This window comes from Sphingobacterium deserti, from assembly GCF_000757725.1.
Classification (GTDB): Bacteria; Bacteroidota; Bacteroidia; order Sphingobacteriales; family Sphingobacteriaceae; genus Sphingobacterium; species Sphingobacterium deserti.
In genome coordinates this window covers 1-12,925 of the sequence record NZ_JJMU01000012.1, presented here as the reverse complement: position 1 = coordinate 12,925, position 12,925 = coordinate 1, and the positions used below count along the sequence as shown (strand labels likewise).

At 42.2% G+C, this 12,925-nt stretch carries 9 protein-coding genes; 8 read left to right on the top strand and 1 reads right to left on the bottom strand.

Features of this window, described 5'->3' with window-relative positions; genetic code table 11:
* Positions 1–280: 280 nt before the first annotated feature.
* From DI53_RS03750 to DI53_RS03730, 5 genes are all read left to right on the top strand, one after another.
* Positions 281–646, top strand: coding sequence for a hypothetical protein (locus tag DI53_RS03750; RefSeq protein WP_131555167.1), 366 nt, complete (start codon positions 281–283; stop codon positions 644–646).
* A gap of 40 nt (positions 647–686) precedes the next feature.
* Positions 687–2,732, top strand: a complete 2,046-nt coding sequence (locus tag DI53_RS03745) for a ComEA family DNA-binding protein (protein WP_081939379.1) — start codon at positions 687–689, stop codon at positions 2,730–2,732.
* Positions 2,726–4,813 carry a ComEC/Rec2 family competence protein gene (locus DI53_RS03740; protein ID WP_037495554.1) on the top strand — a complete coding sequence of 696 codons (2,088 nt, stop codon included), beginning with the start codon at positions 2,726–2,728 and terminating at the stop codon, positions 4,811–4,813. Before DI53_RS03745 ends, DI53_RS03740 begins: the two co-directional genes overlap by 7 nt.
* Before the next feature lie 3 nt (positions 4,814–4,816).
* Positions 4,817–6,718 (top strand): RecQ family ATP-dependent DNA helicase, encoded by a 1,902-nt coding sequence (locus DI53_RS03735; RefSeq protein ID WP_037495552.1) that lies wholly within the window; start codon positions 4,817–4,819, stop codon positions 6,716–6,718.
* 131 nt (positions 6,719–6,849) lie between these two features.
* Positions 6,850–7,476: a sterol desaturase family protein gene (locus DI53_RS03730; protein WP_037495550.1), complete on the top strand. Its 627-nt coding sequence runs from the start codon at positions 6,850–6,852 to the stop codon at positions 7,474–7,476.
* 43 nt (positions 7,477–7,519) lie between these two features.
* On the opposite strand, the gene DI53_RS03725 is transcribed toward DI53_RS03730, so the two are convergent.
* Positions 7,520–8,566 carry a 3-oxoacyl-ACP synthase III family protein gene (locus DI53_RS03725; protein ID WP_037495548.1) on the bottom strand — a complete coding sequence of 349 codons (1,047 nt, stop codon included), beginning with the start codon at positions 8,564–8,566 and terminating at the stop codon, positions 7,520–7,522.
* Positions 8,567–8,631: 65 nt separating this feature from the next.
* Here DI53_RS03725 and DI53_RS03720 point away from each other — a divergent pair, with 65 nt between their 5' ends.
* From DI53_RS03720 to DI53_RS03710, 3 genes are all read left to right on the top strand, one after another.
* Positions 8,632–8,913: an ATP-dependent Clp protease adaptor ClpS gene (locus DI53_RS03720; protein WP_037495546.1), complete on the top strand. Its 282-nt coding sequence runs from the start codon at positions 8,632–8,634 to the stop codon at positions 8,911–8,913.
* Between the two features lie 82 nt (positions 8,914–8,995).
* Positions 8,996–11,449, top strand: coding sequence for a TonB-dependent receptor (locus tag DI53_RS03715; protein WP_037495544.1), 2,454 nt, complete (start codon positions 8,996–8,998; stop codon positions 11,447–11,449).
* A 48-nt stretch (positions 11,450–11,497) separates the two neighbouring features.
* Positions 11,498–12,313, top strand: a complete 816-nt coding sequence (locus tag DI53_RS03710; protein WP_037495542.1) for a 3-keto-disaccharide hydrolase — start codon at positions 11,498–11,500, stop codon at positions 12,311–12,313.
* Positions 12,314–12,925: the final 612 nt, after the last annotated feature.

Genomic DNA, 12,925 nt, shown 5'->3' with positions numbered 1-12,925 from the left:
ACAGCAAAAGGCTGCTTTATCTTTTTCGATAAGCGGCCTTTTTTATTACCGTACTACGCTGCTTCCCATCGCTATTGTTAAGTCGTCAGTTTTAATTTTCTTCATCTGACATCAAGTCATCAATAGCGTAGCCATCCTTTTATTTTAGTCAATGCAGCGTTTTCCTTATTATAACTGAATAGCATAAACTTATTAGGTTAAATATTTATTCATTATTATGCTTTTGTTGAATATTTATTTTATCTTTAAGCATCAATTATAATGAATTATGATAATCAGGATGTTACTTCTCCAAGTAATTACCCTTCGGTTATCTGCTCAACAGTTTTCTCTACCTCTACTATTAGGGGCAGGCGGTGTCTACATCGCGGAGGAAGGATTCTTTGCATTGCAGGATAATTCGGAAGGTATTACATTAATCAAAAGCGTTCCAGTTTGGAAGGCCTCTCGCCATCATTATCATCGTGTTTGCATAAATACAGCCACAGCGACTGCTATATACACTATCCAACGGCCATGCCATAGCAGATCGCCGCCTGATGATGTCAGCAAGCATGAAGTATACTCGTTGCTACGAAATCCAACTGACATACTTCTGCTACCTATAGCGGGGAGCGCAAACGGGTACATTCGGTCTTTTGATTAGGTAACCCTCGTCATTCATTTCCTCTAAACATTTCTTTGCTATGCATCTTAAGATTTACATGCTAACCCTATCTTTCTTTGTATTGGTGCTGGAATCAACCTGTCAGGTCTTTTCGGAGCTAACAATGGAACAAGAAATTGTCGAGCAGATTCTTGAAAATCTGGATCAGGAGGTAGATTTAAGTGAGTTCACCGAACTGTTACGTTTTTATCTCAAAAATAAAATAGATCTCAACATGACTGATGGAAAAGAATTGAAAGATCTCTTGTTTCTAACACCGATTCAAATACTTGGCATCGTCAATCACCGTAAACTAACCGGAGGCTTTCTCTCTGTATTAGAACTGCAAGCTATCGATGAGCTTGACGTGCAAACAGCCGAAAAGCTGCTTCCTTTCGTAACTGTGCGTCCGCGAGGAAGTCTTAGGGATTTGAGTTGGAAGGAGATCCGACAGAAGATTGATCAAGAAGCTATCATTCGTTATGGTCGTGTGCTCGAAGAACAGTTGGGTTATACGATAGAGGATACTAATCGCTCAAGATACCTGGGAGATCCCAATCGCTATATGGTGCGCTATCGAATGAATATGGCGGACAAAGTTCGTTTGGCTGTTAATATGAAAAAGGATGCAGGCGAACCTTTTTTTCGTGAGCAACAAAGATTTGGGTTTGATCATTATGGCATAAGCTTGTATGTGAAAGGTGGATCAAATTTGAAAGAACTGATAATAGGTGATTATGCTTTACAGTTGGGGCAAGGATTAGTGGCGTGGAATGGTCTGAGTTTTGGTAAGGGAGCCCTAATTACCACGAGCGCTCGTAATGCGGCGACCATACGAAGCTATACGTCTATGAACGAATTTAACTTCCTGCGCGGTGCGACGGCAACTGTAGGCTGGAAGAGTATTGAACTTACGCCCTTTGTTTCTTTACGCCATCTGTCAGGATCGGTAACGGATACAGATGATGGGCTAGAAATTCGTTCCATTTCAACAACAGGGCTGCACCGTACACCAACGGAGCTCCGTAACCGACATCAGGTACACCAACTTGTTTCTGGCGCAAATTTGTACTACAATAAACAACGCCTACGTTTGGGAGCCGTCGCTCTATATAGCCGCTATAATGGTACCGTAGTTCCGACTGCAGCTATGCGTAATCTATACAGCTTCCGTGGGCAAGAAAGTATGAATGTAGCGGTTAACTACCAGTTCACATTTCGCAATGCATATATCTTTGGGGAATCTGCTCATCAGATAAACGGATCATGGGCAACTATAAATGGTGTAATAGCTAGTCTGCACCCTAAAGTATCTATTTTCGCTAATTATCGTAATTATCAGAGAGCATACTATTCGCCGCTAGGCCAAGCTTTGGGCGAAGGAAGTCGGGTAGCAAATGAACGTGGCATTTACTCTGGCATTTCTTACCGCGTGGCTAGAAAGATAGATTGGGTTAGTTACGTAGACTTCTTTCGTTTTCCCTGGTTGCGCTACCGCGTTGATGAGCCGAGCGCCGGCGCAGATATTTTTTCGCAATTAACGTACGCGTGGTACAAAAAGGGAAACATAGGGCTACGCTATCGGTATCGCGTAAAGCAGGAAAATTGCAATGACCCCAGGCCCGAGCCGCACCTCGCTGACGTGTGGCGCCATCAAATGCGTCTTAATTTTCAATATAAATTAACAAAACAATGGGAAATCCGTTCCCGCTGTGAAACGGTTTCTTTCCAAAAGGAAGATCGTTTTGACCGAGGGACATTGCTTTTTCAAGACGTCTTTTGGACGCCAGCTAAATTGCCCGTACACATGAATGTGCGGATAGCATTTTTCAACACAGACTCTTATGAAGCGCGATTATACGCGTTTGAAAACGATATACTGTATGCTAATTCTTTTCCTCTTTATAATGGGAAAGGATGGAGGTCTTATCTAAACCTGCGTTACCGTGTAACGAAAAAGATGGACTCTTGGGGGCGCTATAGTGTCAGCAGTTATCGGGACGTCGAAACTGTAGGATCTGGTTTAGATCGAAGTGATGGATCTGTTCGCTCGGAAATGCGGATACAGCTGCGGTACAAATGGTAGCTTTAAATAGCACAGAAGCGCTTCGGAGGATGCCCTTTTTTCGGGCTTTCATATGCTATGGCGCAGGCATCCTGTTCGGTCGACTGGTGGAGATGCCGTCCAGCCTCCTGGCAATAACGGACGCAGGAGTTTTGCTGTTATCTCTCGTGATGTTTCTGATGACCGCTTTTTGGAGACGCCTCAATCAAACTCTTTTTCCTTTATTTTTATACCTATCCTTATTTGTTCTTGGCATATCATCCATTTTGAGGCCGCTTTCCACTCATCAAAAAATTGCGTTTGAACGCAGTGGCTTGGAAACGTGTATAGGGTTAATCGCCGATGAGCCAAGCATACGGGAGAAGGTTATCCGTTTCCCCGTAGCCCTAGACCAAGGCCAATCTGGGGATCGTCATTACCCGATATCTGGAAAAGTGATGCTGAGTGTTGCGCGCGGAAACGAAGCCCAATCCTTTCGCTATGGCGACAAAATAGCATTTAAAAATACATTGCAGCCTATACCCCCGGCTTTTAATCCGCAGCAGTTTGACTATAAACGGTATTGCGCAAACAAAAACATGTATTACCAAGGGTATGTGAAAACACAGGATTACCAACTGATCGGTAGGGAGCGTGGCGAACTTTTGGTAGGGCTTGCGCTTAAGTTACGCCATACATTGAAAGATAAGTTTGCTAAGTTCGTGACAGATCAGGAAGCTTTAAGTGTGTGTGCGGCGTTGATCTTTGGCCATCGTAGTGATTTCAGTAATGAAACGTTACAGGTATTTTCAGAAACGGGTACAATACATGTTTTAAGTGTTTCTGGAATGCATGTGGGGATCGTATTTTATCTTTTAAACCTTATCTGTCGTTTTCTGGATAAAATACGATATGGGAAAGTGTTTCGATTTACTTTCATTATGCTTGCCATATGGAGTTACGTTGTGCTAACGGGCATGGCGCCCTCCATTCTTCGTGCTGGCCTAATGATATCCTTTCTTTTATTTGCGGATTGGGGAGAACGGAAATACGCTAGCTTAAATTCTCTTTTCGCTTCCGCATTTCTGTTGCTTATCTTCGATCCATTTCTGATTTTTGATGTAGGTTTTCAGCTGTCTTATATGGCGGTATTTGGATTGTTTACGTTGTATCCGCTGTTGAATAAACTTGTTAGGCCTCGCTATTGGTTTCCACGTGTCGCATTACAATTAATCTGGGTGTCATTGAGCGCTCAACTTTTTACTGCACCCTTTGCTTTATATTATTTCCAGCAGTTTCCGACTTATTTTCTAGTCGGCAATCTATTTATTGCATTACCTTCCACTTTGCTGATGTACCTCGGTATTCTATTAAGCTTTTCACCTTTCGCATTTTTGAATGCTTACATAGGGCTGGGGTTAGTTTACCTCTGTAAGTTTATGCTTGAGGGTTTGTACTTCGTTCAGAAGCTGCCTCTATCTGTTATCTCAGGAATTCAAATGAGTGTTTTTGAAATGATCCTGTTTGCTTTGCTACTTGCACTTTTCGTTACATCATGGCGTATGAAATCTAAATCTATGTTGTTTTCGGCAACTCTATGTATGTTGTTGTTCAGCGCCGCTTCTGCATACTATTCCCTCGCCCGCTGGTCTTTCAAAGGAATAAAAGTGTATAATGTTCAGCGCGATCTTGCCATAGCGTTTATTGATAATGGGAAGGTATCGTTAATTTCTACGTTTGACAGCTTGAATCATCCGCGGCTAAAGATGTTGGTTTGGCCAGATCTAGCGATGTATACCAAAATTGATCATGTTGGGTTTCAACAAATAAATCGGGTTGCAGGAAGGAATTACACGATCAATAGCGGCTTTGGTAAGCTGGTTATTGTGAATCGTTACCCTCATTTACCGGCACTGGACTCTGCTGATTGGATCGTGCTGCGCAATTTACGGACGATGGATACGTTAGATTTATCTGCAATACGCCCGAGAAGATCAATTATTTTCGACGGCTTTAATACCGATACGGTCATCTCTCAATTGCGTAAGCGTGCTGGTTCTGCGGATGTGGAACATTATGTATTGAAAGATAATTTTGCTTATGTTTGGGAGAAGCCCGATTAAAAGATGGAAAGCAAGAGTGTAGCCATATTGAAGCAGTATTGGGGATACGATACGTTTCGTCCCTTACAGCGTGAGATTATAGAATCTATTCTGCAAGGAAGGGATACGCTGGCGCTGTTACCGACCGGCGGAGGGAAATCTGTCTGTTTTCAAGTGCCCGCCATGCAATTAGCCGGCATATGTATTGTTGTTAGCCCATTAATTGCACTGATGAAAGATCAGGTTCAGAACCTGCGGAAGAAAGGAATTGATGCTGTTGCTATTTTTTCGGGCATGTCACATCGGGAGGTCGATATCGCCCTTGACAACTGTGTTTACGGTCGAATAAAATTCCTCTATTTAGCACCTGAACGTTTGTATAGCGACTTGGTACGTGAGCGAATTCGCTATATGAAAGTAAGTCTTTTTGCCATCGATGAAGCCCATTGTATATCCCAGTGGGGTTATGATTTTCGCCCCCCATACCTTCAGCTTTCAAGTCTTCGCACGCTACATCCAGACGTTCCGTTTCTTGCTCTTACAGCCACAGCTACACCGGCGGTGGTGGAAGATATTCAGGAAAAATTGGAATTTGTCGGCCGACAGGTATTTCAGATGAGCTTTCGTCGGGCGAATCTCGGTTACATGGCGCTAGCAGAAGATGATAAAATGGGCCGGATGTTGCGTATGATTAACAAGCTTGGTGGATCAGGGGTTGTATATGTGCGAAACAGAAGGGAAACGCAAGAGGTTGCCCAGTATTTGGTTAATCATGGGGTCTCGGCAGACTTTTATCACGCAGGGCTTGAAGCGAGTATGCGTTCAGCAAAGCAAGATAGCTGGATGGACAATAAAGTGCGTGTCATCGTAGCGACAAATGCGTTTGGAATGGGCATCGATAAGCCGGATGTACGCTTTGTGCTACATTTGGACATCCCTGATTCGCTGGAGGCCTATTATCAGGAGGCCGGGCGAGCAGGGCGAGATGGTAAAAAAGCGTTTCCCGTCTTAATGTATCAGCAAGTTGATCGGGATAAACTTTGGGAGAATTTCGAGGCGAGCTATCCATCCGTTAAGTTTATTCAACATGTCTATCACCATTTGGGGAATTATTTTCAGATTGCCTATGGAGCAGGCAAGGGCTCTTTCTTTGATTTTGATATCGTGGATTTTTGCAAACGGTATCAAATCGAGATTTTACCGACCATGAGCGCACTTAAATTTTTGGAAAAAGACGGTTGGATCAGTGTATCGGAAGCTGTGTTTATTCCGTCCCGCTTTAAGTTTGAAGTTGAATATCAAGAGTTGTATAAGTTTCAAGTACAGTCCGCGAAATATGACCCATTAATAAAGCTTATCTTACGCACTTACGGCGGCGTTTTTGAATTTTACGTGCCCCTGAACGAATATGATTTTGCGAAGAAACTAAAGACTTCCTACAGCAATATCGTCGACATGCTAAACTCACTCCAAAAACTACAGTTAGCTAGTTATCTTCCGAAAACGGATGCTCCTCAACTGGAATTTTTACAGGCTCGAGTTGACTATAAAAATCTTTTTATAGACGCCGCCTTTATACAGGAACGGAAGACGATAAAAGAAACACAGCTCAAGGCGATCTATGCCTACCTCGACGATACAGCGTGCAGGAGTAAAGCGTTACAACGGTATTTCGGAGAGCAAGATGAAACCTTTTGTGAGGTTTGTGATCTATGTTTGATGCGTGCGCACCGCAGCGGAATTGAAAATAAACTACGAGAAGAGATTAAGAATTTACTATTAGTGAATCAAAGATCGATAAAACAATTGGTGGACGATTTAACCATTGGGAACGACGAAATACGAGTTCGGGTAATTCGAGAACTATTGGATGAAGAACAGCTTACCTTAGAAGATGGGGTATATCGTTGGAATACAGGTTTTTAGCTTGATGGCAGACGTCTTGTATTGAGCGGAGTGAATTTATTTGACAAAACGATGAAAAAGTTCAAAAAGTAAAATTTTGATAAGGGTAGCAGACTTGTTAATTTTACAGCCTTATTTAAATCCATCCGGTTATGGCAAAAAAATTATATGTTTCGAATTCAACGGAATCGACTCGCATGTTCAAGAACGATTTTTTGGAGTCTTTAACAAAAATACATTACAGTGTGCCATTGATCTTTTGGGTGCCCGTTATATGTTATTTGATCTATAAATCATACGCAGCAGAGGAAATGGATGTTTCCCGAGTTCTGCTTTACTTCGTTTTCGGCTTGGCTTTTTGGACTTTAGCGGAATATGTACTTCATCGCTGGGTTTTCCATTTTCATCCTACATCAGCTTGGGGACAGCGGATTCATTTTATCTTTCATGGCGTACACCATGATTACCCGAAAGACCGACTGCGTTTAGTTATGCCTCTATCTGCCAGTATACCGATGGCAGCTTTTATTTATTTTATTTTCAGCTTTTTCTTTGAAGACTTTACCTTATGGTCGTTTTTTGCAGGATTTCTATTTGGTTATCTGATCTATGATGAGTGTCATTACGCGATGCACCATGCAAATTTCAAGTCGGGCTTATTCAAAAAGATTAAGGATCACCATATGTTGCACCATTATTCAGATCCTGAACGCGGTTTTGGCGTAAGTTCTGGAATTTGGGATTCGATTTTTAACTCTGGTTTCAAAAAGAAGAAGTAGAAAATCTAACTATATCATGGGCCGTGAACGGCCCATGATATAGTTACCATCTAATTAGTGCGGATCCCCAGGTGAAGCCTGCGCCAAAGGCAGCCAAACATACAAGATCTCCAGCCTTTATTTTTCCTTCTTCCCAAGCCTCACACAATGCAATGGGCACAGATGCTGCCGTTGTATTGCCGTATCGCTGGATATTGTTAAAGACCTTTTCGTCGGGAAGACCTAATGTTTTCTGTACGAATTGCGAAATCCGGAGATTTGCCTGATGGGGCACAAGCATATCGATATCTGTTGTACGAAGATCATTTTTCAACAATGCTTCTTGGATAACTTCCGGGAATTTCACTACCGCTTTTTTAAATACAGTTTGTCCGTCCATATATGGAAATGCGGTCCCATCTTCAAGCATCTCCGCGGTCATCAACATCCCACCAAGTTCTTGCTCTGGCCATTGAGGCTTATTATCTAACCATTTTCCTCCGGATGCACCAGGGTAATACATGGCTAACTTTTCGGCGTCAGCTCCATCTGCGTGCAAGTGAGTGCTTAAAATACCTTTTCCCGCTTCTGTTGTCGATTGTAGAACAACAGCACCAGCGCCGTCACCAAAAATCACGGATACAGCGCGTCCACGAGTGGAATAGTCCAAAGCAAAGGAATGTTTTTCAGAACCTACGACGAGAATGTTTTTGTACATGCCCGTTTTTATAAACTGATCGGCAACGGATAGTGCATACACAAAGCCTGAACATTGATTACGAATATCCAAAGCTCCGACTTCCTTCATGCCCATTTCACGCTGCAGCAAAACGCCGCAACCGGGGAAATAGTAGTCGGGAGAGAGGGTTGCGAAGATAATGAAATCAATCTCTTCTGCAGTAGTGCCCGCGCGTTCGATAGCGACTTTTGCCGCTTCGATGCCCATGGTTGTCGTGGTTTCCTCCAGCCTATCGGCATAGCGGCGCTCTTTGATCCCGGTCCGCTCCTGAATCCACTCATCACTGGTGTCCATAAAGCGCTTAAGATCATTATTGCTGTATACGTTCTTCGGCACATAATAGCCAATGCCTGCTATCTTAGACTGAAACATAAGTTATATCAATTTGATTAGATGGTAAAAGTACATAATTTTTAAAAAATAACTATTTTTGTGCTATGAGTGTACAAACCGAACAAGAGACGTTTACGCTGGAGGAAATTTTAGCTTCCGTAAAGACTTCCAATCGTCTGGTTCTTTGGAACGATGAAATCAACACCTTTGAACATGTTATAGCGTGCCTGATTAAGCATCTGCAATATACCGAGCCGCAGGCAGAGCAGATTGCCTGGAAAGTACACAATGAAGGTAAATGTGACGTTTTGGAAGGCTCTTTTACTGAGATGGAAGTGTATCGAAAAATCTTGAAATCGGAAGGTTTAACGGTCTCCGTTGAGTAAAAAGGCGCATCGTAATAATGCAGTTACGATAGAACGATAGAGGCTTTTATTTTGTTGTTTTGTGGAAATGTTAGTCTTCACAATGGTATCAACTAAAAACTTTAAGTTACTTTTATTCTTTATTTTTTCACCCTTTATACTACTCGCTCAAAAAGGAAAAATTGAAGCGATCGTTGTCGACGCTGAAACAAATGAGCCAATTATCGGGGCAAGTGCCTCCTTGCTTCAACAAACTGATAAAAAATACGTTTTAGGCGCACAAAGTGATATAGAAGGGAATCTTGCCTTTAATGCCGTAAGTTTCGGTACCTATGCGCTTCGCGTTACCTATGTAGGTAAACAAGATATCATCCGGGAGAATATACAGGTTAACAGTACGGAAGCGCTCAATCTGGGTAAGATCTTATTGACCGGTGACGGTAAAGTGATCCAGGAAGTCGTGGTGGAAGGACGTGCGCCAGAGATGCGCCTCGGGATTGATAGAAAGGTTTTTGACGTGTCGCAAAGTTTGGTGAGTGTCGGCGGATCGGCGACTGACCTATTGCAAAATGTGCCGACTTTGCAAGTAGACATGGATGGCGCAGTTTCCTTAAGAGGATCAAACGGTGTTAAAATTCTTATCGATGGGCGGGAGTCTGCTCTAGCAGGTAGTGACGTGAACGCCTTGTTGCAATCCTTGCCTGCGAATGCTATAGATAAAGTTGAAATCATCACGAACCCCTCATCCAAGTACGACGCTGAGGGCCAATCTGGTATTATTAATATCGTATTGAAAAAGAATGTCAACACCGGAATAAATGGTACAGCGACGGCGTCTGGAGGATCGTATAACAACTATATGGCAGGTGTTACCTTGAACTATCGTGATAAAAAATTCAACTATTTCGGAAGTTATAATTTCAACCGCCGTAACATGCTTGGATCCGGAGCGCGCAACAACTTATATACGAATAACAATAGCCGCATCAATAATACGGAAGAAACATCTCGCCGAGGCATTAATAATACAGTGAAGCTTGGAGCAGATTACTTTCTGAATGACAAGACAACGATTGGTGTGTCTGGTAATTTAAGCATACGTGATAATAACAGAGATGCTGATCTATTTTACCAGTACTTTGATCATCCAAGTCTTTCAGGCACTAGTATGCGTTTGTCGCGGCAAGAGGAAAGCGATCTTGGTTACGAATTTAATGTGGATTTTATCCGAAAATTCGACCGTGAAGGTGCTGAACTAGTGGCGAACTTCAACTATGGTCGAGATACTGAAGATGGTATCAATAGCTTTTCGCAAACCTATTCCTCCGGGATGCCAACGGATGGCCGTATTAATAATACAAGTGAGGATGGTAAGATGATGAATATTCAGCTAGACTACGTCTTGCCTTTTAGTGAGAACAGCAAGTTTGAGGCCGGTTATAGAAGTTTAATACGTAAGTCTTTTGATACACAGTTTTCCGATACACTGAATACAGCGAATAATCAATATTTCCCGGATTTCAGTATCAGCAACGATTTTGATATGACCAATGCGGTGCATGCACTATATGCAAACTATCAAAATAAATTGACGAAAGAAATCGGCTATCAGGTGGGACTGCGTGCCGAACAAGTGGATTTAGATACGCGATATTTCGCGAAAGAACCGGGGCTTCCTGAAGCAGAACGTGTGGTAGACGGCGGGCAGAATTACTTCCGGTTATATCCGACGGTATTCTTGACGTACGATGTCAATGAGGGTGGGGATAAGATCCAGTTGAGCTACTCTCGTCGTGTGCAACGCCCTCGAGGTTGGCAGGTCAATCCATTTCCCGACGTATCCGATGAGATGAACCGAAGACAAGGAAATCCAAACCTATTGCCCGAAGATATTCATTCTTTTGAAGCAAGCTTCGCAAAAACTTATAGCAAATGGAATTTCATATCAACAGCCTATTTCCGTCGGATGAACGATGTGATGCAGCCCTACATCTACCTTGTGGATGAAAACAGTGTAACATTTAGTCGATGGGAGAATTTAACAAGCTCTAACGTCGCTGGTTTGGAACTTATCTCGAAGGTCAATATCACCAATTGGTGGGACGCAACTTGGAACGGGAATCTATTTTACAATAAATTTGAAGGAAACGAGGCTTTCGCGATACAAGAACAGGAGGGGGTGAACTGGAATGCCAATTTAAACACGAACGTGAAGTTTCCAAAAAACTGGGCGTTTCAGCTGCGCGGAGACTACTTCGCACCGCGGGTGATGGCACAAGGAAAAACGAAATATATGACAGGTGTAGACGTTGCTGTAAAAAAAGAGTTTATGAACAAGCGTGCAAATCTATCACTCAATGTTCGCGATTTATTCAACACCCGACGCTTCGGTGCGCAAACAACCACTCCACAGGTAGTGACAGATTTTGAGCACCGCTGGATGAAACGCATGGTTACCTTGTCATTCTCTTACAGATTTGGGTTTCAAGATTTAACAAAGAAACGCGAGCAGCGTGATAATGGCGAATCCGAAGGCGATATGGGCGGCGGTTTTTAATTAGATTTTTATTATCTTTAATCAGCAACTAGACTTAAGTATTTTAATATGAAGAGAAATTTTATGTATGTGATCGGTGCTGCAATGCTCGTCACCACGCTAGCGTGCAAAGCGCAAACCGCGAAAAAAGCTAAAGCCAATGTCCCATCGTACGAAATTTTAAATCTACCGAAGGTTGATCTTAAAGATTTTAAGAAAAACGCTGCTGGTGCATATGTTATCTTCGATGGTACGTCATTAAAAGGATGGAGAGGATACAATAAAGAGAAGGTGCCAGCGAAATGGGGCATCGAAGATGGTATGTTGAAGTTCTCAAAGAATCCCGCAGGTGTCACTAATCCGGATGGCGGAGATCTAATCTTTGCGCATGATTTTAAAAACTTTGAGTTGGAGTTTGAGTGGAAGATCTCCCAGTCAGGGAACTCGGGTGTTTTCGTTCTTGCTAAGGAGGTAAAAGACCAGCCTATCTATATATCGAGTCCAGAGTATCAATTGTTGGATAATGAAAATCATCCTGATGCAAAGATGGGAGTAGATGGCAATAGAAAATCCGGATCTTTATATGACATGATCCCAGCCAAGCCACAAAACGGTAACCCGGCAGGTCAATGGAATAAAGCAAAGATTGTAGTTAATAATGGTAAGGTTACGCACTACCAAAATGACGTGAAGGTTGTCGAGTATAGTTTGTGGACGGCAGACTGGACAAAAATGCTTCAATCGAGCAAATTTAGCCAGGCTAAATGGCCATTAGCTTTCGAACTACTTAATAATGTAGGTGGGAAATCAAAATCCGGGGTCATTGGCTTCCAAGATCATGGAGACGATGTTTGGTTGAAAAATGTAACCGTTAAGGTACTTTAAAAGGAACATTTATCTGTAAGATAGTGTGAGGTCGGAAGAAATTCCGGCCTTTTTTATGCGCTTTCGCTCCCTATATAAACCATCGTTATCATCTTCTCTCTTGCTAGGGCAACTGTTGCTTGCTTAATACAGGTGTTTTAAAGCGTATTATTAGATCAATGTGGTATCTATTAATTCAGTCGTAAGAGCGTTAATGTTTGGCTTCTACAAGGTGCTATACTTCGGGAATAATGAAGTAATTATCTCATGATAAATAGGGACTGATAAAGCCAGGTGCCAGAATTTGATCGCAAAATTATGTCTGGGAATATGAATTATCCCGCGCCATTACCCAATATGGCTAACTTGTATAATATTGATTTAATATTTCTTTTAAACTAATATAAATTATTTTTTAAATTTTATTATTCTTTTTTATTAATACTTTTTGTTAATTTTATGTAATTATTTATATAAACGTAATAATTATGAAAAAAGCCGATTTATTTGGGTTAACGGTTGGAGTTTCTCTTCTGTTTTCCGTAAGCATTTTATCGTACAGCTCTCAGGCTAAAGTGGCTTGGGGTGTACACGAATTATCAAAGAGTGAGCCCGCCGCGGCTGTTACAGGTA